Source organism: Halorubrum sp. PV6, from assembly GCF_003990725.2.
Lineage (GTDB): Archaea > Halobacteriota > Halobacteria > Halobacteriales > Haloferacaceae > Halorubrum.
Map to the genome: position 1 here is coordinate 1325417 of NZ_CP030064.1, position 26237 is coordinate 1351653.

Genomic DNA, 26237 nt, shown 5'->3' on the forward strand with positions numbered 1-26237 from the left:
TTTGGATCGCTTACACTAATTTTCAGACACGACGCCGTGAATCACCCGTCACACCGACGCAGATCACTCGTCGCACACCCGCAAATCGCGGTCACACTGCGGCGTACGCCACGACGACGCTGGAGGCGGCGTACCCGATCGCCGCCAGAATGAGGGCCGCGACGAGCGCGACCGCGAACTCCCCGGCGACCGCGAACGCGAGGACGAACCCACCCATCCCGACCGCGTTCGCACAGAGCAGTCGCAGCGTCCGGTAGGAGGGCTCACGGGTGGCCATAGCCAACGTACGACACCGAGAGAGAAAAACCCACGAGTCGCCGAGAGGGCGACGGCGGCTCGGCGCGAGCGGCCCTCGCGTGGGACGGTTTAGGCCGGATGCCGACACCACGCCCCCCATGCGTTCGCGAGACGACCGCACCGAGCGGCGGGGACGGGGGAGTACCCGGAGTCGGTCTCAAACTCACTCCCGCGCTCGGTCTCGGACCCACCCCCGCAGTCGGTCCCGGAGTCGCTCCTACGGTCGCTCTCGGCTTCGCCGAGGCGCCGAGCCTCGCGACGAGAACCGCCACAGCCCCGGCCGCGGTGCGGTGATTCTCCCCGGCGCGATGCTCGGGAGCCTCGTCGCCGTCGCCGCGCTCGCGACGGTGCGGGCGGCGATCGGCTTCCCCCGCGGGTGGTCGCTCGCGCTCACCGCGCTCCTCGTCGTGGGGACGGTCTGGGTGGCCGCGGTCGTCGTCGCTCACCTCGGGGCCGTTCTCGCGGGGCGAGTCGCCGGGATGGGGCGGTGAGTCGTCGGGACGGGGCGGTGAGTCGCCGCGACTTCCACCCCGCGGCGTCTCGCCCCGCTGTGACGCCGGTCGAGCGCCGTTCCTCCGCGGAACGGTTTTGAGGACGGCGGTGGAACCGAGAGTCATGGTCGCGATGGAATCCGACTCGGAACTCGACCGCGGCGACGCGGCGCCGGCGTTCGATCTACCGGGCACCGACGGCGAGACGCACTCGCTCGCGTCGTTCGAGGCGGACGCGCTGCTGGTGGTGTTCACCTGTAACCACTGCCCGTACGCGAAAGCGAAGTTCGACCTCTTAAACGATCTGGCGGCCGAGTACGACGACCTGGCCGTCGTGGGGATCAATCCGAACGACGCCGACGAGTACCCGGACGACTCTTTCGAGACGATGCGCGAGCGGGTCGACGACGGCACTATCGCGTACGACGCCTACCTCCGCGACGAGACGGGCGCGGTCGCCGACGCGTACGGCGCGGTCTGTACCCCCGACCCGTTCCTGTTCGGACGCGAGGGCGACGAGTTCCTCCTGCGGTATCACGGCCGCCTCGACGACGCGTTGAACCCCGACGACGAGCCGACCGAGTTCTACGTCCGCGACGCGGTCGACGCCGTTCTCGCGGGCGAGTCGGTCGCGGTCCCGGACCGTCCCTCGCGGGGCTGTTCGATCAAGTGGCCGGGTGAGTGAGGCCGGCGCGAGGCGCGGGGTACCGGGCGCCGCGACGGGCGGCCGCGAGCGAGTCGGGAAGCCGAAGCCGGAGACGCTCCGGAGGCGAGCCTACAAGTCGCTTCGGCGACGACCCGACGCATGACACGCGTTACGGTCTGGAACGAGTACCGCCACGAACGCGAAAGCGACGTGGTCGCCGAGGTGTACCCCGACGGCATTCACGCCGTCATCGCGGACGCGCTCCGCGAGGCCGGCCACGAGGTCCGCACCGCGACCTTAGACGAGGGGCCGGACCACGGGCTCACCGAGTCGGTCCTGGCCGACACCGACGTGCTCGTCTGGTGGGGCCACGCCGCCCACGACGAGGTGCGCGAGAGGGTCGTCGACCGCGTCCACGAGCGCGTTCTCGACGGGATGGGGCTGCTGGCGCTTCACTCCGCGCACTACTCGAAGATATTTAAACGCCTGATGGGCACCAGCTGTTCACTGAAATGGCGAGAGGCGGCCGAAACCGAGCGGCTCTGGGCCGTCGAGCCGAGCCACCCGATCGCCGACGGGATCGGCGAGTACATCGAACTCGACGAGACGGAGATGTACGGCGAGCGGTTCGACGTGCCGGCGCCTGACACGCTCGTGTTCACCTCGTGGTTCGCCGGCGGCGAGGTGTTCCGCTCCGGGTGCTGTTACCGCCGCGGAAACGGGCGCGTCTTCTACTTCCGGCCCGGCCACGAGACGTACCCGATCTACCACGACGAGGACGTGCGGCGGGTGCTCCACAACGCCGTCGTGTGGGCCGAGCCGGGCGACGGGCCCGCGCCCGACTTCGGCAACGCCGACCCGATAGCGGACATCGACACCGACGACGAGCGGACGGTTCACTGATCGGCCGGGCATCGGAGCCGACCCCCGGCAGCGGCTACCCGTCGGCGAGCTCCGCCGGCGACACGGGATCGATCCCGCGCCGCGCCAGTTCGGCCTCGATTTCGTCGAGCCGCGGGGAGATGACGCCCGGCTCGTGGCTGTCGGTCCCGACGCTCATCCGGAGGCCGGCGTCGGCGAGCCGGTCGAAGAGCGGCGGCGCGGGATGGAACTCCCCGTAGTCGTCGAGCAGGCGTCCGGCGTTTATCTCCGGGACGGTCCGCGAGCCCGCGAACGCCTCCGTGACCGCCGCGTAGTGGTCCGCGGTCGCGAACCCGCGGAGGTGCGGGTTGCGTTCGATCAGGTCGGGGTGGGCGGCGATCGCGAACAGTTCGGCGTCGACGAGCGCGACCAGTTTCTCGAAGTAGCGGTCGACGAGTTCGCGCCGCGCCGCCTCCGGCATGTCGGCGAAGTGCGACTGTGCGTGGACGTTCACGCCGTCGAGGTCGTGGACGCTGCCGATCGCGTAGTCGAACCCCGCCTCGTCGAGGAACTCGGCGATGGCTCCCTCGTGGTCCGGGTCGTAGTCCATCTCCACGGCGTCGAACACGTCGACGTCGACGGTCGGGTCCTCGCGGACCCGCTCGATCGCCTCGCGGCGGCGCTCGTAGGTGAGATCGAGGTTGAACCCGAACGCCCTTTTAAACGCCTCCGCGCCCGGCTCCGGCGAGACGTTGCAGTGGTCGGCGATGCCGACGCCGTCGAGGCCCGCGGCGGCCGCGGCGTCCACCATCCGGCGGAGGAACGTCCCATCGGAGTAGTTGGTGTGGACGTGGTAGTCGTACACGGACGATGGGTCGTCCCGAGCCGACTCGTAGTTTCCGGTCGCGTGCGACGAGTTGACACGACGTGAGGGGCGCTCGGCGACGGGGACGCGTCGGGGCGGCGTTACTCGCGTCCCTCCCGAAGGCGCGCTGCGATCTCGGCGCCGGCGGTTCGGGGGTCGGCCTCCCGGATCGCCACGCGGTCCCCGACGGCCACGTCGCCGGCTTCGAGCACGTCACAGCAGAGCCCGCCGCGGTTGCGCAGGGCCGCCGCGAGCCCCGCCGCGCCCGCCAGTTCCTCGACGTGCGCGCAGGGCGGCCGGCGGCGCGTCGGGCGGAGGAGCGCGCCGCCGACGGCGACGGTGGCGTCCAGCAGGTCGTCCAGCCCGGCGCCGAACCCCTCGACGACGACGTTCCGCCGATGGCGGCCGTCGGAGACGTCGATGCCGGTCTCTTCCCGGACCGCGTCGAGCGCCTCCGCGGCGACGAGCGTGACCGCACAGCCGTCGAGTTGGAACGTGCCGTCGCCGGCGCGGTAGCGGTCGCCGGCGACCCCGTCTGCGTGGACCGTCACCGACTCGCGTCGTTCCGGCGGAGCGCCGCTCTCGGGCGCCGTCACGAGGCTCCGAACCCTGCCGACCGGCGCGTCGTCCGTCACGGCGGCCCTCCCAACAGATCCGGCTCGCCCGGCTTCAGCCACTCTCGGTGCGCGTAGTAGACGACGGCGACCGGCGGCGCGTACAGCGCGACCAGCGCGTAGAGCCATTTAAAAAGGCCGAACTCCGCGACCCCGCGCTCGGCGAGCGAGAGCGCGTCGAGGAGGACCGCCGCGGTCGCGAGCGGCGCGAGGAGGTAGCCGTGGGCGAACGCGACGGCGGCACCGACCGGGGTGCCGGCGGTCAAGAGCGCCCAGTCGACGGCGTAGAGGACCGTCCAGCCGACGGCGGCGACCGCGAGGAATCGCAGCCACGGCCCGTCGAACCGCCGGCCCTCGGCGTCGGCGCCGGGATCGGACGTACCGGAGACCGACTCGGGGTGAGTACTCACACCGGATCTGGGGGGCGGACGGTAATCAACGTCCGGGTCGGTGTCGGCGCCGACCCGCGTTCAGCCCCCAAAACGGCGGTTATTGTTTAAAAGGAGGCGTCGACGACAACCGCTGACCGCGACGCGATTACCGCAGGTGTGCCCGCACGCCGCTTCGGGGCGCGAGCGCCTGCGCGGTGTCGTTTCCGGCGGGCGCGGAGGCGTTCGTCGGCGTCCGGATGTCGACGGACTCGTCGTCGTACACCTCCATCGTCTCCAGCACGGTCCCGTTCGCGGCGACGCGCTGGATGACGACCGTGGGCGTCCGCTCCGTCGCCTCGCTCGACTCCGAGTCCGGGGGCGTCTCGGCGGGCGTCTCGCCGCCGAGGAACCGCGTGATCGCGTCGGTCTCGGCGAACGACCTGACGTCGCCGGACCGCGCGTCCACGAAGGCGACGTAGGCGATGCCGCTGTTGTCTTCGGGGACGACCCGGACCTGCCAGTACTCCCGGTCGTCGACGACCGTCAGGATCGGTTCGGCCGGGTCGAAGCGGTCCCAGTCGGTCTGGGGGGCGGACTGTCTGACGAGGTCTGCGGCGCGCTGTGGACCGAACAGCGAGTCCTCCGGGACGTACCGCTCGAAGGTCCCGGTCTGGCCGTCGATCGTCCACAGCTCCTGGAGCCCCTGCGCGTCGCCGTACGGCTCGACGGCGACGACGTACTGCGGGCCCGACTCGGAGAGGACGAAGAACGGCTGGTCGTTATCGTCGCCCGGCAGCGGGGCGATCTCGATCTCGTCTTCGTGGCTGGTGTAGGTGTTGATGATCCCGTTGCGGTACTTCGTCGCCCCGACCGCCCGCAGCGCGAGGTCCTCGGGGAACAGCTGTTGGTCGTCGAGAACGGGGCTCTCGGCGGCCGCCTCCGGCGAGAGCAGCTCGGTCGATCCGGACGGGTCGATGACGGCGACGCCGCCCCACTGCGGCGTGGTGTGCGGGATCGGCGTCAGGTGGAACTGCGGCTCCGAGTAGGGGACGACGATGTACTGTGTCCCCTCGTGGACGACCATCTTGGGGTCGCCGTAGTCGACGAGGTACGCCTGTGACTTCAGGAGCGTCCAGCGGTAGTTGCGGTAGAAGGCGGTCCCGACGCCGATCTCGAGTTCGCCGTCGACCGACCGGACGTTCGCCCCCTGCGTCGTCATGTCGACGAGGACGGTCCCCGCCTGTCGCTTCGTGACGGTGTTGAACAGCCCGTCCGGGGCCAGCGGCGCCGCCCAGTAGGGCGTCCCGTTGACGACGCTGATGTCCGTCTCGCCCACCCGGTACTGCGGTCGGTTGAGCGTGTTGGACGCGTAGCGGTCCGCCACCGCCCGCGTCACGATTCGTGGGTTGTCGGCGTCGGCGTTGTCGAGCCGTTCCACCGTGGCGGTCGAGCCCATCGTCTGGTCGCTCAGCGTCACGCCGGCGACCGCGTTGGCGACGGGCAACAGCGCGAAGGCGGTGAGGACGAACACGACCAGCCCCACGCGAACCGGCGTGACCGTGTGGTCGTCGCTGGAGAGCGTGTTGACGACCGTCTCGACGCGGGTCCGCGACCGGGCGGTCGCCCACGCCGCGACGGCGGCGGTGACGAGTCCGAGGAGCACGAGCGGCGTGGTGTAGACGGTGTACACGATGCCGTGGAGCCACGGCCGGAAGAACCACCCGACCGCGACCACGACGAGCCCGACGACGCCGAGGGCGATCCACGGCGGCGAGGGCGTTGCGGACGTCGAGTCGGCGGGCGGCCACTGCGAGTCGTCGTCGGCTGCCGGTTCGTCAGGGTCGTCGGCTGGAGGGCGTGAAGACATGAGTTTCGGTGGTGACTGTCGGTCGGTTCCGACGCCGCAGCCGATCGCTTCGATCGGTGGGCCGACCGAGGGGGCCGGACCGTTCTGGCGACCTGGAGGGTGGCGCGGCGGAACGCATACGCGGAATGTCACCGCGCAGTAGTTAAAATGTGCGTAAACCGCATCGACCGCGTACTACTCCGACGGCGCGTCGAAGGTGCCGGCGGTGAGGTAGCGCTCGCCGCTGTCCCAGAAGACGGTGATAACGAGCGGCTCGTCGCCGGCGAACGCCCCCTCGTCTCGGAGTTCCGCGGCGACGTCTTTGGCCGCGAGGTTGGAGGCGCCCGACGACTGCCCGACGAGCAGCCCCTCCTCGCGGGCGAGGCGGCGGCACTCGGCCTCGGCGTCGGCGATGTCGACGCGGTGGACCTCGTCTATCAGGTCGGTGTCGAGGTTCGGCGAGACGAACCCCGGTCCCATGCCCTGAAAGTCGTCGACGCCCGGCTCGCCGCCGGAGAGGACGGCGTTGTCGCTCGGCTCGACGGCGTCGATGCGCACGTCCGGAAACGCCTCGCGGAGCCGGCGCCCGATGCCGGTGAGGGTTCCGCCGGTGCCGACGCCGGCGACGAGCGCGTCCACGGTGCGACCGTCCACCTGGTCGAGTATCTCTGAGGCGGTGGTCTCGTAGTGCGCTCGCGGGTTCGCGGGGTTGTCGAACTGGCGGAGCTGGACCATCCCCTCCGCTTCGAGCGCGTCGGCGCGGGCCTTCGCCGCGGAGATGTCGCCGTCGACGAGCTCCACGTCGGCGCCGTACGCGCGCATGAGCCGCCGGCGCTCGACCGACTTCCCCTCCGGCATCACGAGCGTCACGTCGTACCCCTTCACCGCGCCGACCATCGCCAGCCCGATGCCCGTGTTGCCGGAGGTGGGCTCGACGATGCCGTCGCCGGGCGTCAGGTCGCCCTCCGCCTCGGCCGCCTCGACCATGTACAGCGCCGGGCGGTCCTTGGCCGAGCCGCCCGGATTGCGCGACTCGACTTTCGCCGCCACCGTCGTCTCGGGCGGGGCGTCGACCCGCACGAGCGGCGAGCCGAGCGTGTCCAACAGATCCTCGTTCATGTCCGACCCAGGGCGGCGCCACTCAAATGCCCGACGGACTCGGCCAAGGCGGGGCAGCGGGGCGGCAGGGCGGCGGGCGGTTGCCACCGACGCGGCGTTTACAAACGTGCCCGGCGTACGAGCGGCCATGTCACTCGAAACGCTCGACCCCGATTCCGACGACGCGGCTCCCGACGCCGCCGACCTCGACCCCGCCGTGTTGGACGCGCTCGGCGCCGCAGACTACCGGTTCAAGGTGTGGGGCGGCGACTGGTGTATCGACTGTCAGCGACAGCTGCCGGCGTTCGGCGCGGCGCTCGCGGCGGCCGGCGTCCCCGACGACCGCATCGAGGACTTCCCCGTGACGAAGAGTCCGGAGGGGAAGGAGGGCGAGGGCGTCGACGAGTACGACATCGAGCTGATTCCGACCGTCGTTGTCGAGTCTCCCGCCGGCGACGAGGTCGCTCGCTTCGTCGAGGACGCCGACGTGTCCATCGCCGAGTTCCTCGCGACGCGGCTCGCCGACGCGGAAGCGAGCGCCTGACGCCCGGCTCTCGACGCCGACGCGGAAGCGAGCGCCTGACGCCCGGCTCTCGACGCCGACGCCGGGCGGGTTACTCCTGAGGCTTCGGTGAGACCGACTCCGGATCGGCGTACACGATCTGCATCGGGAGCCCCTCCGCGTCCCTCGGGACCGACGCCCGGTCCGTCTCCGGGTCGTCGAACGTGCGCTTCAACGAGTCGGCTCCCGCGCTCGCGGTGAGCGCGAGCACCGACGCGTCCAGCAGGTCGTCGCGGTTCGACTCGCCGATGCGACGCGCCCACGAGGGCTGTCCCTCGATGTGGGTCTCGACGAACTCGTCGTAGACGCCCGCCGCACTCTCCGCCGTCGCTTCGAGGATCGCGCGCCGCTCTTGTAAGCCGTCGTCGTCGTGTTTCGAGCCGACGGTCCCGCCGGCGAACGAGGCGTAACACACCTCGGGGTGCGACTCCGCGACGACGGCGCGCGCGGCCTCGGTGTCCCGCAGGAACCGATCCACCTCGCGGATCCGCGGGATCAGCCCCCACGCCTGTGTGGAGAGGCTGTCGCCGCGGGCGTCGCGGTTCGCCCGCTTGGCCGCGTCGTACGTCTCCTGTTCGACCGCGGCGCGACTCGGCGTCCAGAAGACGCTGCGAGCGCGGTCCCCGCCGAGAAACGCCTTCGCGCCTCGGTCACAGTCCCGGCGCGCCGACTCGGGGAGGCCGATTGGGATGTCGACGAGAATCGCCGCCGCGTCGCGGTGGTCGAACCAGACGCTATGTATCGAAGGGTGCATCCGCGCGGTCCACTCGCCGTCCTCGATGGCGACCGCGAGCCACCCGCGGGACGCCCAGTCGACGCCGACGTACGAGGTCATACTGCGGGTAGTGGCGCGAACGGCATGAGTTCGTTGCTCGGAGGCGCCGACGCCCCCGCGAGCGGTGCGTCACGACGCCGGTTTCGGGACAGCCGATCGCTCACTCACAGCGACCAGTCAACTGAGGAGACGGTTACGAACGAGTGGGTCTGTTGAAATCCTCAACAAGTGATAGGTTCCACCCTCGGTTGTGGTCAGTAAAGGATAGCCAGTTGATATCCAACCACTTAACCGAATCTTCGGGTAGTAATTACCTATGGATGTCCGCCGTGGCCTCCTCGGCAATCCTGACGTCCGCCACCGTCTCGCTGGTACCCTCGTTATTCTGTTCGTCTTCTCATTCCTACTCTATGCCGCCTACTGGCGGTCGAACGCGGCCTACGGTGCGAGTACGGAGGTGACCACCCAATTCAGTGCCATCCGCGCGGTCACTCCAGAGATCAGTGGTATCGGTCACTCCAATGCTGCCGCCATCCTCTACCTGCCCGCAGCGGCGATCGCTATTCTCGTCCAGTATCACGGTGGCGCCATACTCTACACGCTCGCAGCGGGGCCTCTCCTACCAGTCGCGTCGGCGCTCGCACGAGTGGTATTCAGCCCGTTGCCAGATATCTTAGAGATCGATGTTCTCAGTGTCACGCTTCCGACCCACATCCGGCTCGGCCTCGCCGTCGGCGCTCTCGCCGTCGTCGTTGGGTCCGTCTTCCGCCGATGGAGGCCGCCGAGCGAGCGTTCAGTGTCAGAACGCTTCTTCGGCTCGCCAGAGGACCGCTACAAAGCGCTCGCCGTCATTGTTGTCGCCGCCGTTCTCTCGGTCCCGTTCACGTTCTGGCTGTACGCCTCGTATCCAGCCTACCAGCCCTTTGTGTATGCCGTGTTCGGCACTCCGATTGCGACGCTCGTTTACTTGTACTGGCGCGGGATCGTGCTCGCGTGGCTCGGCAACGCTGCGGTCGTCTTGGGACATACCACCGCATTCGCGTTCATCGCCGCTAACCCTGACTACATCATCGATCCGAGCTGGTCCGTCCCCGCACTCGTGGTTGCAACCGCACTCGGGTCTCTCGGTGCGGCCGCCGCCGTCGTCATTCGAGAGCTGTACGCGGTCGTCAGCCGCCGTGCCGCCATAGCGTCGGGGTCACTCGGAGAATAAGTCGAGAGACACGGTTTTCAAGCGGCGACTTTGTTGGAATGAACGTCGAAGACCCTGTCGTAACTCGTAGTGGAGACACCAGTGACATGCCGGATACGCGCGGTGTATCACGCACGACTATTGGAACACCTCTCTGATCCGGTGGAATCCTCGACATTCAATGTACAGTTCCCATCGAGCGGCTGCTTCAGGCGAGAATGTGTCTGAAGAGTCGGATTTCCAAAGATCCGAACGGGTATGAAACGGCGGCCGTACCTTGGTGTGGTTTCGGCGTCGAGCGTCCTCGACCGCACCGAGCCGCCGGTCAGCCGTGGAACCGGTACAGCGAGGTGACGTACGGCAGCCGGTTGAGCATCCAGATCGCGACCGGCAGCCCCACGACCGTGATCGCGAGCGCCGAGGCGACGTTCGCCCACAGCAGGCTCAGCCACCACCCGACGAAGAGGAAGTAGATCCCGCGAACGACGAGCGACGACTGCCCCCGCGACGACTCGGGCTCCGAGAGCGACCGCGGTTCCGCGAGGGTCAACACCGTCGGGACGAGGTTGATGAGCTTGATCCCGATGGGCAGCAGGACGACGGTGAGGTTGAGCAGCCACGCGGTGTTGACGACGATCGGCGTCGCCCACCACCCGATAGCCAGGAACCACAGCGCGCGAACGAAGACGGAGCGTTGTGCCATGGCCGCGATAGATCCCCCGACGGTAAACCCGTGTCGTCCGTTTCGGATCGGTGAGCCCCCTGCGTGCGCTGCTCGATTCGGCGCCAACGCTTACACGCGAGACGTTCGGAGCCAAACCCCCTCGGGACACCGCGGTGGCTTTGCTCGTCGGGCTCGAACGAGGCGTATGGCAGGACAGTTCGAGTCGCGGTTCGACGTGGCGTACGACGGGGAGTTACCGGCCACCGTCGACGCGGCGGCGCTCCGTCGGATGGACGCCGTCGCGTACGCCCTCGACGAGAGCGTCCGGATTCCGGGAACGAACGTCAGTGTCGGAATCGACCCCATCCTCGGCGTCCTTCCGGTCGCTGGCGACCTAGCCAGCGCCGGACTCTCGCTGTATCTCGTCGCCGAGGCCGCCGCGCTTGGCGTCTCGTACGCGACGCTGCTCCGGATGATTCTGAACATCGCGATCGACGTTGCTGGCGGCTCGCTCCCCTACGTCGGCACCCTGTTCGACTCCGTCTGGAAGGCGAACCGACGGAACGTTCAGTGCGTGCTCGCTGCCCTCGCCGAACCGGATCCCGAGACGTAACTCGACACGCGGGTAGGTCGAGCGCAGACGTGTCTCAGCGCGGTCACTCTCGGAGTGTAGAAGACCGAAATTAGGTGGCTGGGGAGTTCCCGGCCCCTAATACGCCACGGCCAGAGACCGCGGACGTTGTAGGTGGGCCAACACGGTTTTGGCTTTTCGGTCGGGCGATTCTCTCGTATTTGCGCTCGTGTACATGTTAGATGTCCTCCGGAATGTGTTCCTGCCGCCGGCGCGCTCGCTCGCGGTTGCCGGCCTTGTCGTAGTGCTTTTCGAGTACGTCCTCCGACGCGTCGCCGCGATCGCTGATCACGGGTCGAGGCGTTCCGGCCGTCCGGTGCGCCGTGACCGAGCCGGTCCGCACGTGGTGCGGGGCGCGCGACGACGGGCACTTGCTCGCCTTTTGCGACGGGATTGCCTCGCACTCGTCGGGATCGCGGTCGTGGGGGCACTCCTCGCCGATGACGCACGGCCGCGTCACGCAGTAGATCCACCGCTGGAGGGTGGAGACGCCGGGCCGGCCGCGTTTCGTCGTGATGAGCGGCTTGCGCCCCTGGTCGTCGATCACGTCGATGCGCGGGCCGTCGACGTAGTCGTCGACGACCTCGGCGACCTGCTCTTTCAGAATCACGTCGCGCTCGCTCGTGGAGCCGTTCTTCAGGGGCGTCAACGGCGGGCGGTGTCGGAACTGGAGGGCGCGGTCCTCTGAGTCCCAGTCACCGAGGTCGAGCGCGCGGATGCCCCCGCGCCGGGCCGGGACGCGCCACATGAGCAGGAGCGTGACGTGCCGGCGGGACGCGTACTCGTAGGTGGAGAGGTACTCCAAGATGGCCTTCGTGCGCTCCGAGGAGAGGATGGTGTCGTTCGACTGCTCGTCCTTCGAGGGCGACGGGACGCGGATACGGTCCGGGAGGGTCTCGGGGACGCCCTTGATGTCGGCGACGCGGTAGAGGAACTGCTTGACCGTCGAGACCTGCCCCTGCATCGTCATCATGTTGCAGGGGTCGTGGTCGCCGTTGTCCTCGCGCTTCCAGACGCGCCACTCGTGGACCATCCGGACGTCGACGTCGTTCATGTTGGCGACCTGTTTCCGGTCTTCGAGCCAGTCGACGAACGTCCCGATGCGGTACGCGTGGTCGCGGAGCGTCGCGTCGGCGAGCTCACCGCGGCGCGCGTCGAGATAGTAGTCGAGCGCGGCGCTCGGGGTGATGGGATCGAGGTCGTCGCTCACCGTGAGCCCTCCAGCTTGTCGGCGCGGTCTGTCGTCGCATCGATCTCAGCCCTCGGCTCGCCCCCGCAGGCCACCAGTTCGCGCTCGCCGGCGTGGTACCGGAGGTCCTCGACGAGCGAGATCGCGCGGTCGGCGTCGAGGTCGCGCCGGAATCGGTCGCGAAGATCGAGTTCGTCGACGACGCGGGTGTCCTCGCAAACGCCGAGGCGCGCGACGGTCTCGCCGTCCGCGCCGTAACGCCGGTCCACGAGCGCGTAGAGCGATTGGAGCACGCTTCGGTGGTCGGCGAGGAGCCGGGCCGCACGGTCGCGCTCCGCGTACGCCAGCACGGAACCGTGGCGATTGCGTCGCACGACGACCTCGACGGTCGGGCTCACGCGTCGTCACCTCCGAGCATCTCCTCTTTCGCGTCGCGAACGCGATACAGTTCTTCCTCCGATCCGCCGTGGTCCGGGTGCGCCTCCTTGACGCGCTCGTGGTAGGCGTCGACCACCTCGGAATCGGCGGCGTACGCGTCGACGCCGAGAACCTCGTGCGCCGGTTTGCTCGTAGCAGATCCGGCCACGATCACGTCCTCGTCGGCGTCTCCCGGCGGGAGGCGGGCCGCCGCGAACTCGGAGTCACCGGTCTCGACCGGGCGGTTCCCCCGCATGCGGGTCTCGTGAACCCACTTGTAGACGGTGCGGACGTTGTCGCGGAGTCGCGAGTAGGCGTCGCAGGCGACGGCGAACTCCTCGCCGTCGTCGCTCCACCGGAGGACGAACCCCGGATCGTCCGGGTTCGCGTTGTGGAGCGGGAGGCCGTTCGACTTCGTGTGGCCGTTCCCGGTCGACGCGCGCCAGTGGTCGACGCCCATTCGATCCAGTTCGGTCGCGAGGTCCTCGGTGGTCCTCGCGAGCGTCGCCTCGAAGCTCCGGTTGCGCTCGCGCTCGGACTCGGGCGTCCGGTCCCACCCTCTGGGCCAGTCGAGGTTACTCATCGTCCTTACCTCCCGCGTCGAGTGCGTCGTCGATCGCGTCGCGGTGTCCAGCGAGCAGCTCGCGGGCGCGGTCGGTGACGCGGTAGGCGTTGGTGCGTCCGTCGATCTCCTCGGTCTCGATCAGGCCCTCGTCTTCGAGGCCGCTCAGGTTGGTGTACAGGCGGCCGTGGTTGATCGGGTCCGCGTAGCGCGCTTCGAGGCGGTCCATCAGGGTGAGTCCCTTCGGCAGTTCCTCGCCTTCCACTTCGGCGGCGACCAGGAGGAGGTCGCGCTGGAATCCGAGCAGGTCGTACCAGGCGGTGTCGTCGCGGGCGGTCTCGTCACGGTTCGGCTCGTCGGTCGGCTGGGTGTGGGCGTCGCTCATAGTGGTGTCCTCAGACGGCATCGGTCGGTCGTCGCGCGGTGCTGGTCGCGTCGGTGCGAGTCGGCATGCGTCGGAGTCCGCCCGACGCGTGGTTTAGCGTGACCCGGAGCGTTCCGAACGGTTCCGGCCGGTCGCGTTCCCGATGCCGTGGTCGGGTTTCGGTGGTTCGGAACGCGGTTCCGGACGGGGCGCTCGCGTCGCTCATCGGTCGGGGTACAGGTCCACCTCGCCGCGGAACTCGCGGAGCGTGGTCTGGGCGACGTCGTGGCTCGCGCGGTCGGCGCGAACGAGTGTCGCGAGCGCTGCCGGGTACTCGTCAGTCAGGGTCGATCCGTCTGCCGTCAGTCCGGGGGATTCTTGCTCCCCGGTGGCGATTGCGTACATGGCTTTCGTGCTCTATCACGGAAGCCCACGCGGACCCGCTGTCCCAAGCAGCGGGGTCCGCAATCCTTTCAGAGTGGACCCATCGAGGAGCGACGGGTCCGCGAGAGTGCTTCCGATACAAACTGTTCTGTAGGTCAGCAGTATAAATCTTGCCTACAGTTTAGTTTGTTAGAACGACTAATGGGTTTGTGGATTACCCGCATGAAAATAATAAAGCGCATTGATAATCCTATTAGCCTCATAGGATAATGCGTCCCCCTCTTGCCTCATGGATGACACCCGTTGATCGGGATATTCTCGAAAAGTTGGCGAACGGGGACGAAGATGAACTGGCACTCACTCCGGCATTGATCTCCGTGAACACAGACTGGGGACACCAAACGATTCGAGAACACGTGTCTGTTTTGCGTGATCATGGCCTGATAGAGTATTACGACCAAGAGCGAGGTATATACCAAATCTCTAATCTTGGTCGAAAATATCTCAGGGGAGAGGTTGACCCTAGTGATCTTAAAAATTGAGACCCTCTTAGATCCACTTCAGTGAAGTGTGAACCTCATTATCACTGGGTGTCTTCTGAACAGGTCTAAGACCCGATCTGGTAGTATTTCAAGCAACCCTTGGCTGTATTTGTGTGTGTCTTTAATCCGTACAGCAGGATCGTGAATTGCCATATCCTCGTCAGCCTCAACAACTAGGGTGAAAAAGAACTTGGCATTGTCAACACCATCCGCGCTAATTGTTTTTGTATCTTCATCATAATCTGCCACACTAGGCAGACTCCCGCTTGTGGGATAGATATCTACCCCATTATCTGATTCGAGTTGGAGGCTGTACGCATTAACATGAGTATCAAATAACGCGGTTATTCTGATTCTAGCCTTGTCCTCTCCGACATTGATACGCCCCCTATAATTAGCTCTCTCCGTGGTACTGTTTTGTGGAGTTAGTTGTTTCCAGTCTATTTCTATATTAAATGGGCGAAACATGTAGTAATAATAAAACGCAGGTAAAATAAGAGTTCCAACCGCGGTGATTGCTAATGGCGTTGAGTAACTAGAAAATATTGAGGAAAATATCCAAAAGACCGATGAAAGTGGGGACGTTATCTTAAAAAGGTTTGAATCTGAGTAGTGATTCCAAAAACGGCGGGATTTTCTAGCAAAATAACTTCTCTCCCAAAGCGGCGAAGAGTTGTACATTATCTCACCGCAGACTCAAAAGTCTGGATTATAAATTCGACATCTCCCGATAGATCCGATTCGATATCCAGCTTATCATCAAGGTATCGCACGTCGAATGGTTCAGACTCATGCGTAAATTCGATCTTGGCAGAATCAACTGGATAGTTGCCTTTGGCATCCTCAAAGTCAACGCTACTATGTGGGTCCTCAACCAGAGCTATCCGTTGAACGCCTCCGAATGGGGTAACTACGTCTATTCTCTGAGGATTTCCTGCTAGTACAAATTGCCATATGACCTGTCTATTCAATACTAATCTCTTATTGATTGCTAGGTTCTCATCAACGGACTTTCTGAGATCCCTTATGACCTGATCGACTTCTTTTGTCCCAGAATCAGAAATAACGAATAATAAACCAGATGATGGACGAATTTCAATTTTGCCAGTAGTTGGTTGGACTGAACCAAACCCCGAACTAGGGATATACTCAAATTCAATAGACGTGATATCTTGGTCCTCAAACTGCCATCCCGAAAACTCTCTTTCTCTAGTCTCCGTAGTTTTGGACTGGATAGTGAACGATTCACCAATAGTGTCGTCACTCGGGTCCCAGCTGTCTTCAACACTGATTTCCCGAATTCCCACTATTGGCATGTAGTGCGTCTGATTAACACTACGGGTTCATCTGCTATACGATTTTGCCTTGGTTGCGTCATTGTCACTCATCCGGTTCGTAGATTTCAAAGTCAAGATTGTATGAGTTAGGATCCTCACCTCGGAGATCGGCGTACCGGTGAACCAGTGGCGTAAAGTCAAAATCAAAGTTTGCCCCCATGTCATTTGCTTCGTTGTGTAAGTCTTCGAAATAACGTGGGTGGGGATATTTCTCTTCAGTCGGTAGGTCTTCCCATGAGCGGTATTCTTCCATTATTTCAGTTAAGAATTTAATAGAGATAAGCGCACGCTCCAGTTTTGTGGATGGTCCTAAGTCGCGGTTCGCATACAACCTGACTCGGCCATCACCGAATATTTTAGCGTTTACTCTATGCTTTCCAATCGCAAAGTCGCCTTCTAACATGGCAACGTCCATATCTTTCAGGATACCTGCTAAGATGGGCAATGATTGCGAAATATCGTCGGAATCGTCCACCTCTGCGTCCCGACCGAAGTCAGCAGGATCTCCTCCAGTGATTTCAGTTGAATTCAATTCGACAATTTCTAAGCCGGTCGATAGATCTTCCGAGTGCTTGTCCTTGAGTACGAGCCAAAGTAAGAACTCTTCGTCAAAATCGTGATATGTAAAACTAACTTTATTTTTGAGAGAACTATTAACAGTGGGTGCTACATCGTCAACCCTCGTCTGCGCACCTTGTACAAATATTGTCTTCGGGTAGTCCCAATATAGGAACACGCTGCGAGTCTTCCGGGGAAAAGCATCCACATATCGAGGTTCTCCATCACGATATTCCACGGCCTCAATGGGCTCATTCGGATATTCCTCGTACCTGTATTCTATCCCTAAAATATCATCAGCCACTTCGCGTAGGTCGAATTGTACATTCTCTTCCTCAGCAAACTCTTCGAGATTAAGTTCAATTGAGCCGGACCCTTGTTGGCCGGGATCTCCTTGTTCAAAGTCGGGAAGTTGATCAAGAATCTGGTCTCGTAGCCCCTCAGGATCGTCTCGTTTTACGTCGGTTCGTATAATACTATTAAATACTAATTCACCACCGCCATACTCAAATGTCTCTTCTTCCTCTTCCTGTTCCTTCGCTTCGGTATCTGTCTCAGTGCTCATTTTTATTCACTCCATGAACGAGGTTAGGTCGTTGAGAATAAACTCTGCGTAGTCTTCCGATTCAAAGTTCGACGGTTGATATATTTCTACGTAGCCGCTTTCGCTCATCGTGGTCTTGATAATCTGCCCGTCTCTCTCAAATTGGAGCCCTAATTGATTCAGTTGGGAGCGCTCCAATACCTCGCCAATCTCATCATCGGAAAATACATTCTCTCCGTACACAACACCTTTCTCCGCATTTCCAACATTCCCGTAGAATCCTACCTGCCAAGGGTCGACGTTCTCAGCTGTATAGTACCTCTCAGCATACTCATTCAGATCTATCGTCGATCTATTCAAGCCATTTACACTGTGTTCGTAGGACAGAATGTCGAACACAAATGTCCCACGACCGCTACCAACAGCCACGAACTCATCGGGTACTAAAACGAAATCGGTGTATTTCCCCTTTTTTAACGGTTCATCTTGTACGCTAATATCACCAGTGTCTGGGTCAATGTGTATGTTCGTATCGTCTTCCACCTCTTGTGTTGCCGCTTGACCGCTAATTACCTCTCTACCACCCGTGGTGTGGTTTGTATTCCTAACTTGGAATGAATGTGTGAACTCTGTTCCATCCTTCTCAAACGTATTATGGAACGACGAGACATCGTCTAAGCTTCCGTCGATTAGACCAACCACGCCAGCTTTCATACCTATCAAATAATATGTTCGACTAATAATTCTTTCCCCCGAAGACACACTTAGTAAAATTTGAAATAAACAGATAGAATCCCACATTGCGAGACCGACTAGCCATCGTTCTCTTTTTTAGGTGACACACTTGGGCCGAATTTAATAGGCTAATGCAGGAAACCCTCAAGAGACCACTCTCACAAAACCCACCCATGAGCGACGTGGTCTACGCGATTCGGATTTCTCATCTCGAATACTCCGGGCTCAAAATTATGGACATCAAGATCGGCAAGTCCACCGATATCGAGAACACCCTCCGCCAGTACAGCCGGGGCAACCGCGACATCGAACTGCTCGACATGTGGACGCCGAACCCCGACAAGACCCTCTCCACCGCCGAGCGCGGCGTCCACGCGGTCGCCGAGCGCTACGCCTACGACAAACAGAGCGAGAAGTTCGTCTTCCTCCAGGGTGCGTACCAGGAGTTCGCCGAGACGGTCAACATGCTCCTCCAAAACGTCAGTCGCGAGGACCTCGCTGCGGCGTCGGCGTCGAGCGAGTCCGACGACGTCGACGACTACACCGGTACGACGCCCTCGGTAATCAAGATCCTCGGCGAGACGCACGACGTCGGCAGCTGGGCGGACGCGCTGACAGTGGGGGTCGCGGCGATCCTTCGCGACGTGGATGATCAGGAGCGTATTACCGAGATCGACGGTCGGACGCGAAGCTACTTTGTGGAGGAGGGCCGGCAGTCTGATCTGGTCTCGCCTCGGCGGATTCCGGATACTAATCTGTACGTGGAGACCAACTTCTCCGCGAACGACTGCGTTCGGAAGATTGAGCAGGTGATGGCGAAGTACGGGTACGACAGGGCTGAACTGGAGATATTTATTGAAGAATCTTGATTGAGCGGCTCTGATGGATTGAGATTGATTGGAAGTATATCCCATGATATATCAGATAGTGAAGGATATTCTAAATCATGGTAAACAGAAATCCGGAGACTGAGGCCGTAGCAAATGAGATCGCAGAATTGCTGATAAAACAAGACTATCAAAGTGGATGGGTTACAGAGGCGATCTTCGTCACAGCACTTGACCTACAAAATAACCCACATATCGATCTTCAGCGAGATCATCCAGAGCTCAATTCTGGAATAAACGAGGTCTGGAACACTCAACCAGAGTGGATATTGAACGAATTACAATCGAACGATTTGCCAAGTGGATTCTCACAGTCTACCTCAAGAGGTGTTGCCAAAGTAGTCGATCTAAATGACCCCATACTCAATCACGAATGGCTCATGTACCCGGGCGACGACTTTGTAGAGGTTCTAGTAAGGCAGTATTATCCTATAATTTGTGGTGAGAATAGTCTTCAGTCCCTCACTCAAGCTACAAGGTCGAAAAAGAACGTTGTTCGTGATGGAACACTCATGTTGATCGCTGGTGGTGAATCTGCTCTTCTCCCCTTGCTTGGTCTTTTCACACTACATTTAGTAGAAAGTAATATCGATGAAGTGTGTGAAGAATACACAAAGTACTAGACTGCTATATTTGCGCCCCTACAAGCAAGAACAATCATTTGCGGTATAGATTTTCAGAGTATCTTCTTAGATCCGATTCCAGCTCAAGATCATCCTTACTGTCTCAAACTCCCTCCGGATCGAAGTTCATCACTAACCGCTCTTTCGCGTCCTTCGCCTCGCCGCGTTTCCCGCTGTTGATGAACCGCTTCTCGTCGCGGTCGAGCACGTACACGTCCTCGAACCTCTCCGGCAGGTCCTCGTACGAACAGATACAGTCACCCTCCAGCCCCGCCAGCCCGGCGACGAGCGCCTCATGGCTGATTCTGTTCACAAGGGAGACCGCCAGCACAGTCACGACCAGACCGCCGGAAACGACCTGGACTGTAACGCTCGCGAAGCGATGTTGAGGTGTAGCCCGTAGCAAGAAAGTAACTGAAGAGGTTGCCGCTGAGGTGGCTGGCGCTTGCGTGGAAGTACGCGGCCGTAAATACCGTGTACCACTGTGGATCGCTTGGTGCGAGTGCGAGTTGCTGTTGGAGGGCCATCGGAGTTAAAAAATAAACTATACACAAGAGAGCTGGTACTAACAGAATAAAGACTAAATCAACATTTGGTCTGTTCGGTTTTTCCATTATTTGTCGGTGAGAGTCAGACAGTCTGAGGAGGAAGCAAAATAGTCAATTAGAAAGATTATCTACTTCGTCATTGGATGTACGCGGACTGTCTCCTAGTTATTGAGAAACTCTGAATTTTTGACCCGCTTTTTTGCTTCTTCAGTGGCTATATCTTCCATTTCAGACAACGATTTGAATTCCTCTCCTTTTAAATAATCATCCAAAGCAGAGTTCACAATTTGACATCCTCCCGCGCCTGAAGACGCGGGAATCCCACGGCACCGCACCGCTGAGTTGGGATATTACGGTTCGCGGTTAGCAACCTGTTCTCGTGGGGCGAAAATACCCTCACTACGGTCGAACAGGTGAACCGCTGGCTGTGCCAACCAGCCGTTATCCCTATCACCGCCATCCGTGGCGAGACTCGGGAGTACCTTTTGCCGAATATTCTCCGCACCGTTAACGTCCGCGTTCGCCACCGTGTCGCACTCCTCACAGACGTACAGTCCGCGTTCAACGCGCTGATTCTTGTCTGTGTGACCACACGCTGAACACGACTTCGACGTGTCGCGTTCCGATTCTAACTCCACGTCGATGCCTTCCGCTTCCGCCTTGTAGTCGAGAAGCGTTGTGAAGCGGTCGAACGCCCACCCGTGCAAGTCGAGGTTGCCGTGGTCGCCCCAATTACGAGATTCGCCACTCTCATCATCCTCACGAATGCCGCCAAGGTCACCAACGACAAGCGTCCCGACACCTCGTTCGACACACTGTTCCACGATCGCTTTCGAGAGGGAGTGTAAGAAGTGTGTCCGGCGACCAGTCCACTTCCGGTCAAGACGAGTCGCCTCAAGGGACGAAGAATCGTCGCACTTGGCCTTCTTTTTTGTGAAGTAGTATTCGTCCTCTTTGAGTGCGCCACCGGGATACAACACCGACTCGCCACCGAACGAGACGGCGGCGAAGTTGCAAATCCCGAGGTCAACACCGGCCACCCCGTCACCCGGCGGTTCCGGGTCAATCGTGGTGCGACAGACGAATTGCAGTCGCCATTTGTCGCGTTTGTGGACGGCTCGAACCTGTTGAATATCCCACTCGGTTAGGTCAACATCCGGGCGAGTCTGATACTCACAGAGTATGAAGTCTGAACGGTGTTCTTTGAGGTTGCGACCTTTCGAGAGGCGAACGCGATTGAACTGTGCATCGTGCTTGAAGCCAGCCGATTTGAACGACACGGTTGAACGTGGGTGGGAATCGCCGCTTTTGCGATAGCCGGGCGGTCGGGCACGGTCGTCGCCGTTCTGACGCTTTCCGAACCAGCCGTTGAACGCTTCAGCGAGTTCTTCGAGAACGCGCTGACTGGATTGAGAATGTAAGTCCGTGTAGCGTTCGTGGCCCTTGAGTTCGGCTTTGAGTTCCCCGTCATCGGGAATCTCGCCCGTCTCGTCCCACTGTTCTTGTGCGTAGTAGCGACCGACGTTCCAGAGTTTTGAGGCGGCCCATCCGAGTTGGTCGAGGTAGTCACGAACCTGTTGCTGGTTCGTGATCGTGGCCTCGAAGGTTCGGATGGTTCGACTCATTTCTGGCTTCATAACTGGTTATGTGTGCCGTTTTGTTAATAGTGCCGGTTAGCGTGGAATATCCGGTTATGCCATCGACGGTGGTTGGTGCAGAGTATTGTCGGATTCATCCTGCGCCTAAAGGCGCAGGTATTCTCCTTGGTTCTGTATAAAATCTCCTCAACTCTGGTCCAGAATTAGGAGGGGTAATATACGCGAATCTTACCACAATTTGGCCGTCATCAGTGTCATTCCTAACCTCAATTTCAAGCGATGGTGCATGATTTGATTCTGTTACTTCAGTTATTTCCATACAGACACTTGACTTGTTATCCGGTAAAACTATTTTGCCAAGTCTAGGACATCACTCTTGATTAACGAGACCCTCTACGAGACTCGTGACGTCGAACTGCCCGACATGTGGACGCCGAACCCCGACAAGACCCTCTCCACTGCCGAGCACGGTGTCCACGTGGTCGCCGAGCGATACGCCTACGACAAAACAGAGCGAGAAGTTTGTCTTCCTTCAGAGCACGTAACAAGAGTTCGTTGGGACGGTCAACATCCTCTTCCGAAACGTCAGTCGGGGGACCTCGCCGTGGAGTCGGCGTTGAGCGAGTCTGACGATGTCTGTGGGCTCCGACTCGTACGTATCCTCCACGGCGACGACATACGCGACGAGTAGGGATCCACCAACCCATCGACGACGTCTGAGTAGCCGCAAGAGTATCTCTTGACCTCGGTCTGAACAGTTCTGAAAGCGAGTACGTTCTCAATGTTAGAACGCAGAATTACCAGTTTCTCAATTACTTCAGAAACACCGAAGCAGAAACAGCAAATCTGTGGCTCAGATCGTTTGCCTTCGCATGTTATCTGCTTGTCTGAACATTACCAATTTCCTAACCAAACATTGATTAGTGTTTGTTTGTTTGTCAATTTTAATGAGCACAAGTGGTAATGAGGATTCCGCTGGGCTATGGTGGTTTGAAGAAGTTCCCTGCGGTCGCTCCCGAAAACAGGGATTAATACAGAAGAAGACGTTCAGTCGAGATTTGGAGACTTTTGTCCGAGAAATTCTCCAAAATTCGACGGACGCAAGAGAGGATCCAAACGATCCCGTTAAAGTCTCGTTTCGTCTCCATGAGTTTGACGACCGCACTGTGTTCGAAGAGGCGTTGCGGTGGAACAAGCTGTATGATCACGTAAAGGCCGCTGGGAAGGATCAAGATGGACACGGACTCACAGATTACGTCGAATACCTTGAGGACGGAGGGACGTTCAGGATTCTGATTGTAGAAGAGGAGAACGCCAAAGGGATTCAAGGAAACGAGGAGGACCAGGACTCTGACTACGCAGCGCTAATACGTGACCCAGGTGCGAGTAACAAGGGAGGGAGTACAGGCGGTCGTCACGGGTTGGGAAGTACACTCCTCTGGGTTGCCTCTGGCTTTCAAACTGTCCTCTTCAATTCTACTTTGGCAAAGGAAATGGAAGGCCAGACCTCTCCTCGATTGGTCGGGCGGTGTTTCATTCCGACACACGAACTATCAGACGGGGAGTGCTACGCGAACGATGGATGGTTCGGCGCCCAGTCGGGAATGGAGCGTGATGAGCTCCAACGGCCAGAGTCTATCTGGGGTGACGCTGCTAGTGACTTGGCTGACAATCTTGAGATGGGCCGGCCAGACAGTTACGGGACCACCATCATGATTCCGGGGTTCCGTGACCCGGCCGACCCAGCCATGGACGACCAACCCTCGCCGCAGGAGCTGTGTCGGGAGTTCGAAAAATCAACTGCGGACTACTTTTGGCCGGCAATCCGAGCGGGTGATCTAGAAGTCGACATCAACATGTGTGGTCACAGCTCAAGACTCACGAAAGATACTATCAAAGACCACGAGAGAATCGCTCCGTTCGTCACCTGCTACGATCAGATACGTGAGGCCCCAGAATCGTTCAAAGGACCGGGAACGGTAGCGAAGACCAACGAAGAGTATAGCATCGTCAGCAAGAAGGAAGACGAGTGTGAGGAGAACGAAGAGTACCCTACACCGTCTGACGGGCACGTAACTGTCGCCGCCCGGAAAGCTAATCCGAGCGATACCGAGGGACCAGCGTCTAAGCGAATCGGTGAGATAGCCATGTTCAGAGGTCCGGGCATGGTCGTGAAGTACAAGTCAGGCCACTACCTCGGCCACTCTGGAAAGTACCACGCTCTCCTCGCAGCAGGGAAAGCGCGCACTTTACCAGGGGAGTCCCACGATTCTACCGACGAAGCAATTGACGACTTTCTGGCGATGGCGGAGCCGCCGATGCATGACCGTTGGTACGGGGAAAAGAATGACGAGCTGAGCGCGAAGTACGAATATGGCGCGAAAGGGCCGGCTGACGACATCTCAACTAAGATTCTCCGCAACGGTCTCTCGAAGATACTGTACAACCAATCACGCCAAGGGGGGTCGCTGACACGACCTGGTCGCGACATACTGCCCAAAACGCGTTCGGATCTTGCGAAGGACGGGGGTACAAATCCTCCGACACCGACCATCCCACCGCTGTTTGACTGGGATATTAAGGACGAGATCGTTGGAAACAGTTGGAATTTTACTGGCAGTATCGGACCGAATACCGAACGGAAACAGATCGCAGGAAATCCAATCGACGGATGGGAAACGACTTTCGAAATCGTCGCACTCTTTGAGGACAACAGAGAGGCTGATACGGTCGTCATTGAAGACGTGGACGCCGAGGTGGAGAGTGGGAGTGGTTCGACCACAACGGAAACCCTAGAACACGGTGAGAAAGGACGTATAGAGGTCCAAGGCGACGTCAAGAATGTAGAGTACAGTATCGAAGCTCGACTCCCTGGACGTCGGGCGCGGCTTGGAGATGTGTCGAAGACCAGACTCAAGCTGACGGATGGTTCCGTGGAGGTGAGTAGCTGAACATGTCCAGCACGATCCAACTAAACCGACCGCTCAAGTACGAGACATTTCCTCACCACTGTGCGCTTGGCGAACTTGATTTCTGGATTGAAGAGTATGCGGTTGATGGCGACGAGGCTATCGAGCCGGAAGACGACCGACGACTTGATCTCACCGAGTACCAAGGTTGGTCAGAGATTGAGTTCACCCTCTGTGTAAACGTCCCAAGTTCGCTCCTTAACGAAGTCCTTCCCGAGATCGGAGAAAGTACCGCGGCTGACCCCCCGGACAAAGGGCCCGCGGACGTCGTCATAGCTGGTCACTGTGTGAGTACCTACACGCGAGCAGGGACAGTCCTGAACGATGGACACGAAGTCGGTGCTGAAACGGTAGACGACACGCTCACAATCTCCGCAGACAATATAGAGGATAGACTCGTTCTCCGTCCCTACCTCCTCCGGTCTAAGCCTCTCAAATCAAAAACTGAATCGTCACTCGGGTTGGCACCGAGCCATGACTATGCGACCGAACCTGGAACCCTCCTTTCTGACGGTAGTGAGTGTCGGATCGAAATCACCGAGGAAGATCCGGGGAGCGACGATGTGCTACAAGTTGAGCGGACATCATTTGAGAGAGAGAATGAAGACGACGAAACGCCGTTCCCGCCAGCCGATCGGATGTACTACCTAGATCTGAAACGAGATCCAAACAATCCAGTCCTTTATTTCAATGAGGATCATGACCAGGTGGTTGATATTGTGTGGAACGGAGATAGCAATTACGACGATCTCACGGCCGAGTTGATCTGGGATCAAGTAATGACGCCCGTATGGACCAGAATGGTCCAGGTCGCTGCCGACGAGTATAATTCCGACTCAAAAGAGTGGACACCAGAGTGGCAACCAGCGGTATTCGAAATGTTGAGTGAGTACCTGTATGAAGGAGAAGATAAGTCTCCACAGAAAGCCGCAGAGTCGCTACAACAGGAGCTAGAAGAAAGTCCCATGGCTGCGACAGAACGGATTGAACAGGCGGTCCAGGGGCTACTAAATCCTGCTGAACAGGTCAATAACCACGCAAAGAGGGTGGGTGGCCGATGAGCGTTTGGGATCCTAGCAGTGATCTTGAGGATGGACAGGAGCTGGTTAGACTGGCGGATGGGGCACAGAGTCTGCTCAGTAAGTACGATGAGTTTCTACGTGGCGATTACGACAGCATCCCTCAGACGGAACTTGAGCCACATATCCAATCGACTGGGCTGACAGCCGACTTAGCCACGCTGGAAGATGAACTGAGGGCCATCGCGTCGGATACGACCCCCGAAACCGCGCAAGCAGACCCGGAGTCGGCTGTCGTTGTTCATCGCTGTGTTGATCTAACCCGGGCGGAGGCGTCCGATTCGGGGCTCTGGAGTGCGTTTGCGATATTATACTTCCCATGGTTTGTTAACCATCGATGGGCGTTCAACAGCGTTTCGGCGATGAAAGAGAAGTTCTGGACACAGGCTAGGGCTCTTGACGGGAAAGCCAGTACTTTTGAGCGAGCCTGGTGGATAGCTGAGCTGACGTGTGAGGAGAATGATGATGGGAGCGTTAATTACGAACCCACCCGGCGCGCACTCAGCAGGCGACGATTCTCGCTTCTAGTTTTCGACACACCCATGGCCCGATATGAACCGGCAGTGAGGGCTCTACTTGATGTGTTGTACGACGAAGCAGAGGACGACGAAGAGGGAAGTTTGGTAGACAACGACGTCATTGACGAGACAATCAAGCGTTTCAGGAAGTCTGGCTCGGTCTTCCCCTATGAGGGGCAACGAAAGTCCGATCTGAAAAAGACCCTTCGTAGTATCCGCAGTGAGGTAGAGGAGTCAACCGCAGCCACTGATTCGTAGAATATCGCTAGAACCCTCCAGAACAGGGTTGCGATTCAAAAACCGAACCAGCTGGATTTTGCGCAATCTAAAGTGGCTAACAAAGGGCCTATGGTAATTCAGTCTTATATCATACTATAACTCAAAGGGTATATCTCCTGAGACTGATCGGTTGAACGCTTAATGTGAGGAAGACATCATCAGACAGCCCGAAATGGTCAAATCTAGAGTGA

At 60.1% G+C, this 26237-nt stretch carries 32 protein-coding genes; 12 read left to right on the forward strand and 20 right to left on the reverse strand.

Translation table 11 applies throughout. The annotated features are described in order from the left end of the window. Positions 1-91: 91 nt before the first annotated feature. The gene (locus DOS48_RS20340) at positions 92-277 is read right to left on the reverse strand and encodes a hypothetical protein (RefSeq protein ID WP_127117486.1); all 186 of its coding nucleotides are present in this window, start codon (positions 275-277) and stop codon (positions 92-94) included. A gap of 310 nt (positions 278-587) precedes the next feature. Between DOS48_RS20340 and DOS48_RS20345 the strand changes: the two genes are divergently transcribed. The 3 genes from DOS48_RS20345 (at position 588) to DOS48_RS20355 (ending at position 2337) form a co-directional block, all read left to right on the forward strand. Further along, positions 588-788 carry a hypothetical protein gene (locus tag DOS48_RS20345; protein WP_127117487.1) on the forward strand — a complete coding sequence of 67 codons (201 nt, stop codon included), beginning with the start codon at positions 588-590 and terminating at the stop codon, positions 786-788. A 124-nt stretch (positions 789-912) separates the two neighbouring features. Further along, the gene (locus DOS48_RS20350) at positions 913-1473 is read left to right on the forward strand and encodes a thioredoxin family protein (protein ID WP_127117488.1); all 561 of its coding nucleotides are present in this window, start codon (positions 913-915) and stop codon (positions 1471-1473) included. A 120-nt stretch (positions 1474-1593) separates the two neighbouring features. Beyond that, on the forward strand, positions 1594-2337 hold the full coding sequence (locus DOS48_RS20355; RefSeq protein WP_127117489.1) for a ThuA domain-containing protein: 744 nt from the start codon (positions 1594-1596) through the stop codon (positions 2335-2337). Between the two features lie 34 nt (positions 2338-2371). Here the strand turns inward: DOS48_RS20355 and DOS48_RS20360 are convergent, their stop codons facing one another. From DOS48_RS20360 to DOS48_RS20380, 5 genes are all read right to left on the reverse strand, one after another. Continuing rightward, positions 2372-3160, reverse strand: a complete 789-nt coding sequence (locus DOS48_RS20360) for a PHP domain-containing protein (RefSeq protein ID WP_127117490.1) — start codon at positions 3158-3160, stop codon at positions 2372-2374. A gap of 101 nt (positions 3161-3261) precedes the next feature. Then, positions 3262-3795 carry an MOSC domain-containing protein gene (locus DOS48_RS20365; RefSeq protein WP_244629379.1) on the reverse strand — a complete coding sequence of 178 codons (534 nt, stop codon included), beginning with the start codon at positions 3793-3795 and terminating at the stop codon, positions 3262-3264. Beyond that, positions 3792-4184, reverse strand: a complete 393-nt coding sequence (locus tag DOS48_RS20370) for a hypothetical protein (protein WP_127117492.1) — start codon at positions 4182-4184, stop codon at positions 3792-3794. The genes DOS48_RS20365 and DOS48_RS20370 overlap by 4 nt, the downstream gene beginning before the upstream one ends. 127 nt (positions 4185-4311) lie before the next feature. Further along, entirely contained in the window at positions 4312-6012 is a 1701-nt protein-coding gene (locus DOS48_RS20375) for a hypothetical protein (protein WP_127117493.1), read from the reverse strand. A gap of 174 nt (positions 6013-6186) precedes the next feature. Continuing rightward, positions 6187-7110: a PLP-dependent cysteine synthase family protein gene (locus DOS48_RS20380; RefSeq protein WP_127117494.1), complete on the reverse strand. Its 924-nt coding sequence runs from the start codon at positions 7108-7110 to the stop codon at positions 6187-6189. Positions 7111-7237: 127 nt separating this feature from the next. Here DOS48_RS20380 and DOS48_RS20385 point away from each other — a divergent pair, with 127 nt between their 5' ends. Further along, positions 7238-7633, forward strand: a complete 396-nt coding sequence (locus DOS48_RS20385; protein ID WP_127117495.1) for a thioredoxin — start codon at positions 7238-7240, stop codon at positions 7631-7633. Positions 7634-7703: 70 nt separating this feature from the next. Here the strand turns inward: DOS48_RS20385 and DOS48_RS20390 are convergent, their stop codons facing one another. Further along, positions 7704-8486, reverse strand: coding sequence for a DUF429 domain-containing protein (locus DOS48_RS20390; protein WP_127117496.1), 783 nt, complete (start codon positions 8484-8486; stop codon positions 7704-7706). Positions 8487-8742: 256 nt separating this feature from the next. On the opposite strand from DOS48_RS20390, the gene DOS48_RS20395 reads away from it, so the two are divergent. Further along, on the forward strand, positions 8743-9639 hold the full coding sequence (locus DOS48_RS20395; RefSeq protein ID WP_127117497.1) for a hypothetical protein: 897 nt from the start codon (positions 8743-8745) through the stop codon (positions 9637-9639). A gap of 304 nt (positions 9640-9943) precedes the next feature. Here the strand turns inward: DOS48_RS20395 and DOS48_RS20400 are convergent, their stop codons facing one another. Beyond that, positions 9944-10321 carry a YccF domain-containing protein gene (locus DOS48_RS20400; RefSeq protein WP_127117498.1) on the reverse strand — a complete coding sequence of 126 codons (378 nt, stop codon included), beginning with the start codon at positions 10319-10321 and terminating at the stop codon, positions 9944-9946. 166 nt (positions 10322-10487) lie between these two features. Between DOS48_RS20400 and DOS48_RS20405 the strand changes: the two genes are divergently transcribed. Continuing rightward, on the forward strand, positions 10488-10895 hold the full coding sequence (locus DOS48_RS20405) for a DUF4112 domain-containing protein (RefSeq protein ID WP_127117499.1): 408 nt from the start codon (positions 10488-10490) through the stop codon (positions 10893-10895). 196 nt (positions 10896-11091) lie between these two features. Here the strand turns inward: DOS48_RS20405 and DOS48_RS20410 are convergent, their stop codons facing one another. From DOS48_RS20410 to DOS48_RS20450, 9 genes are all read right to left on the reverse strand, one after another. Then, positions 11092-12123 (reverse strand): site-specific integrase, encoded by a 1032-nt coding sequence (locus DOS48_RS20410; protein WP_127117500.1) that lies wholly within the window; start codon positions 12121-12123, stop codon positions 11092-11094. Beyond that, positions 12120-12500, reverse strand: coding sequence for a hypothetical protein (locus DOS48_RS20415; protein ID WP_244629380.1), 381 nt, complete (start codon positions 12498-12500; stop codon positions 12120-12122). Before DOS48_RS20415 ends, DOS48_RS20410 begins: the two co-directional genes overlap by 4 nt. Further along, a complete protein-coding gene (locus tag DOS48_RS20420) occupies positions 12497-13102 on the reverse strand; it encodes a J domain-containing protein (protein ID WP_127117501.1) in 606 nt (201 codons plus the stop codon). Before DOS48_RS20420 ends, DOS48_RS20415 begins: the two co-directional genes overlap by 4 nt. Then, on the reverse strand, positions 13095-13466 hold the full coding sequence (locus DOS48_RS20425; protein ID WP_244629381.1) for a helix-turn-helix transcriptional regulator: 372 nt from the start codon (positions 13464-13466) through the stop codon (positions 13095-13097). The genes DOS48_RS20420 and DOS48_RS20425 overlap by 8 nt, the downstream gene beginning before the upstream one ends. 201 nt (positions 13467-13667) lie before the next feature. Beyond that, a complete protein-coding gene (locus DOS48_RS20430) occupies positions 13668-13850 on the reverse strand; it encodes a hypothetical protein (RefSeq protein ID WP_127117503.1) in 183 nt (60 codons plus the stop codon). A 539-nt stretch (positions 13851-14389) separates the two neighbouring features. Then, a complete protein-coding gene (locus DOS48_RS20435) occupies positions 14390-15052 on the reverse strand; it encodes a hypothetical protein (RefSeq protein ID WP_127117505.1) in 663 nt (220 codons plus the stop codon). Beyond that, positions 15052-15687 carry a hypothetical protein gene (locus DOS48_RS20440; protein ID WP_127117506.1) on the reverse strand — a complete coding sequence of 212 codons (636 nt, stop codon included), beginning with the start codon at positions 15685-15687 and terminating at the stop codon, positions 15052-15054. The genes DOS48_RS20435 and DOS48_RS20440 overlap by 1 nt, the downstream gene beginning before the upstream one ends. 64 nt (positions 15688-15751) lie before the next feature. Beyond that, on the reverse strand, positions 15752-16831 hold the full coding sequence (locus DOS48_RS20445; protein WP_127117507.1) for a hypothetical protein: 1080 nt from the start codon (positions 16829-16831) through the stop codon (positions 15752-15754). A gap of 6 nt (positions 16832-16837) precedes the next feature. Continuing rightward, a complete protein-coding gene (locus DOS48_RS20450) occupies positions 16838-17524 on the reverse strand; it encodes a hypothetical protein (protein ID WP_127117508.1) in 687 nt (228 codons plus the stop codon). Between the two features lie 194 nt (positions 17525-17718). On the opposite strand from DOS48_RS20450, the gene DOS48_RS20455 reads away from it, so the two are divergent. Beyond that, positions 17719-18414, forward strand: coding sequence for a hypothetical protein (locus DOS48_RS20455; protein ID WP_127117509.1), 696 nt, complete (start codon positions 17719-17721; stop codon positions 18412-18414). Positions 18415-18491: 77 nt separating this feature from the next. After that, positions 18492-19055, forward strand: a complete 564-nt coding sequence (locus DOS48_RS20460; protein ID WP_127117510.1) for a hypothetical protein — start codon at positions 18492-18494, stop codon at positions 19053-19055. 103 nt (positions 19056-19158) lie between these two features. Here DOS48_RS20460 and DOS48_RS20465 read toward each other — a convergent pair whose 3' ends face one another. The 3 genes from DOS48_RS20465 to DOS48_RS20475 all read right to left on the reverse strand — a co-directional run bounded on the left by DOS48_RS20465 (position 19159) and on the right by DOS48_RS20475 (position 21520). After that, a complete protein-coding gene (locus tag DOS48_RS20465) occupies positions 19159-19392 on the reverse strand; it encodes a hypothetical protein (protein WP_244629382.1) in 234 nt (77 codons plus the stop codon). Between the two features lie 561 nt (positions 19393-19953). Next, positions 19954-21228, reverse strand: a complete 1275-nt coding sequence (locus DOS48_RS20470; protein WP_127118854.1) for an RNA-guided endonuclease TnpB family protein — start codon at positions 21226-21228, stop codon at positions 19954-19956. A gap of 106 nt (positions 21229-21334) precedes the next feature. Continuing rightward, positions 21335-21520 (reverse strand): hypothetical protein, encoded by a 186-nt coding sequence (locus DOS48_RS20475; RefSeq protein ID WP_127117511.1) that lies wholly within the window; start codon positions 21518-21520, stop codon positions 21335-21337. A 57-nt stretch (positions 21521-21577) separates the two neighbouring features. Here DOS48_RS20475 and DOS48_RS20480 point away from each other — a divergent pair, with 57 nt between their 5' ends. From DOS48_RS20480 to DOS48_RS20495, 4 genes are all read left to right on the forward strand, one after another. Further along, positions 21578-21892, forward strand: a complete 315-nt coding sequence (locus tag DOS48_RS20480) for a hypothetical protein (protein ID WP_168654228.1) — start codon at positions 21578-21580, stop codon at positions 21890-21892. A gap of 256 nt (positions 21893-22148) precedes the next feature. Beyond that, the gene (locus DOS48_RS20485; protein WP_127117512.1) at positions 22149-24152 is read left to right on the forward strand and encodes a hypothetical protein; all 2004 of its coding nucleotides are present in this window, start codon (positions 22149-22151) and stop codon (positions 24150-24152) included. A gap of 2 nt (positions 24153-24154) precedes the next feature. Further along, entirely contained in the window at positions 24155-25231 is a 1077-nt protein-coding gene (locus tag DOS48_RS20490; protein ID WP_127117513.1) for a hypothetical protein, read from the forward strand. After that, entirely contained in the window at positions 25228-26025 is a 798-nt protein-coding gene (locus DOS48_RS20495; RefSeq protein ID WP_127117514.1) for a DUF6339 family protein, read from the forward strand. The genes DOS48_RS20490 and DOS48_RS20495 overlap by 4 nt, the downstream gene beginning before the upstream one ends. Positions 26026-26237 lie beyond the last annotated feature (212 nt).

Bases quoted from the DNA above. Each gene is read 5' to 3' on its own strand.
- DOS48_RS20445 (WP_127117507.1), bottom strand. From the start codon at position 16,831: ATGAGCACTGAGACAGATACCGAAGCGAAGGAACAGGAAGAGGAAGAA.
- DOS48_RS20430 (WP_127117503.1), bottom strand. From the start codon at position 13,850: ATGTACGCAATCGCCACCGGGGAGCAAGAATCCCCCGGACTGACGGCA.
- DOS48_RS20475 (WP_127117511.1), bottom strand. From the start codon at position 21,520: ATGGAAATAACTGAAGTAACAGAATCAAATCATGCACCATCGCTTGAA.
- DOS48_RS20425 (WP_244629381.1), bottom strand. From the start codon at position 13,466: ATGAGCGACGCCCACACCCAGCCGACCGACGAGCCGAACCGTGACGAG.
- DOS48_RS20395 (WP_127117497.1), top strand. From the start codon at position 8,743: ATGGATGTCCGCCGTGGCCTCCTCGGCAATCCTGACGTCCGCCACCGT.
- DOS48_RS20405 (WP_127117499.1), top strand. From the start codon at position 10,488: ATGGCAGGACAGTTCGAGTCGCGGTTCGACGTGGCGTACGACGGGGAG.
- DOS48_RS20400 (WP_127117498.1), bottom strand. From the start codon at position 10,321: ATGGCACAACGCTCCGTCTTCGTTCGCGCGCTGTGGTTCCTGGCTATC.
- DOS48_RS20460 (WP_127117510.1), top strand. From the start codon at position 18,492: ATGGTAAACAGAAATCCGGAGACTGAGGCCGTAGCAAATGAGATCGCA.
- DOS48_RS20450 (WP_127117508.1), bottom strand. From the start codon at position 17,524: ATGAAAGCTGGCGTGGTTGGTCTAATCGACGGAAGCTTAGACGATGTC.
- DOS48_RS20485 (WP_127117512.1), top strand. From the start codon at position 22,149: ATGAGCACAAGTGGTAATGAGGATTCCGCTGGGCTATGGTGGTTTGAA.
- DOS48_RS20495 (WP_127117514.1), top strand. From the start codon at position 25,228: ATGAGCGTTTGGGATCCTAGCAGTGATCTTGAGGATGGACAGGAGCTG.
- DOS48_RS20350 (WP_127117488.1), top strand. From the start codon at position 913: ATGGTCGCGATGGAATCCGACTCGGAACTCGACCGCGGCGACGCGGCG.
- DOS48_RS20470 (WP_127118854.1), bottom strand. From the start codon at position 21,228: ATGAGTCGAACCATCCGAACCTTCGAGGCCACGATCACGAACCAGCAA.
- DOS48_RS20420 (WP_127117501.1), bottom strand. From the start codon at position 13,102: ATGAGTAACCTCGACTGGCCCAGAGGGTGGGACCGGACGCCCGAGTCC.
- DOS48_RS20355 (WP_127117489.1), top strand. From the start codon at position 1,594: ATGACACGCGTTACGGTCTGGAACGAGTACCGCCACGAACGCGAAAGC.
- DOS48_RS20440 (WP_127117506.1), bottom strand. From the start codon at position 15,687: ATGCCAATAGTGGGAATTCGGGAAATCAGTGTTGAAGACAGCTGGGAC.
- DOS48_RS20435 (WP_127117505.1), bottom strand. From the start codon at position 15,052: ATGTACAACTCTTCGCCGCTTTGGGAGAGAAGTTATTTTGCTAGAAAA.
- DOS48_RS20490 (WP_127117513.1), top strand. From the start codon at position 24,155: ATGTCCAGCACGATCCAACTAAACCGACCGCTCAAGTACGAGACATTT.
- DOS48_RS20375 (WP_127117493.1), bottom strand. From the start codon at position 6,012: ATGTCTTCACGCCCTCCAGCCGACGACCCTGACGAACCGGCAGCCGAC.
- DOS48_RS20455 (WP_127117509.1), top strand. From the start codon at position 17,719: ATGAGCGACGTGGTCTACGCGATTCGGATTTCTCATCTCGAATACTCC.
- DOS48_RS20340 (WP_127117486.1), bottom strand. From the start codon at position 277: ATGGCCACCCGTGAGCCCTCCTACCGGACGCTGCGACTGCTCTGTGCG.
- DOS48_RS20380 (WP_127117494.1), bottom strand. From the start codon at position 7,110: ATGAACGAGGATCTGTTGGACACGCTCGGCTCGCCGCTCGTGCGGGTC.
- DOS48_RS20390 (WP_127117496.1), bottom strand. From the start codon at position 8,486: ATGACCTCGTACGTCGGCGTCGACTGGGCGTCCCGCGGGTGGCTCGCG.
- DOS48_RS20385 (WP_127117495.1), top strand. From the start codon at position 7,238: ATGTCACTCGAAACGCTCGACCCCGATTCCGACGACGCGGCTCCCGAC.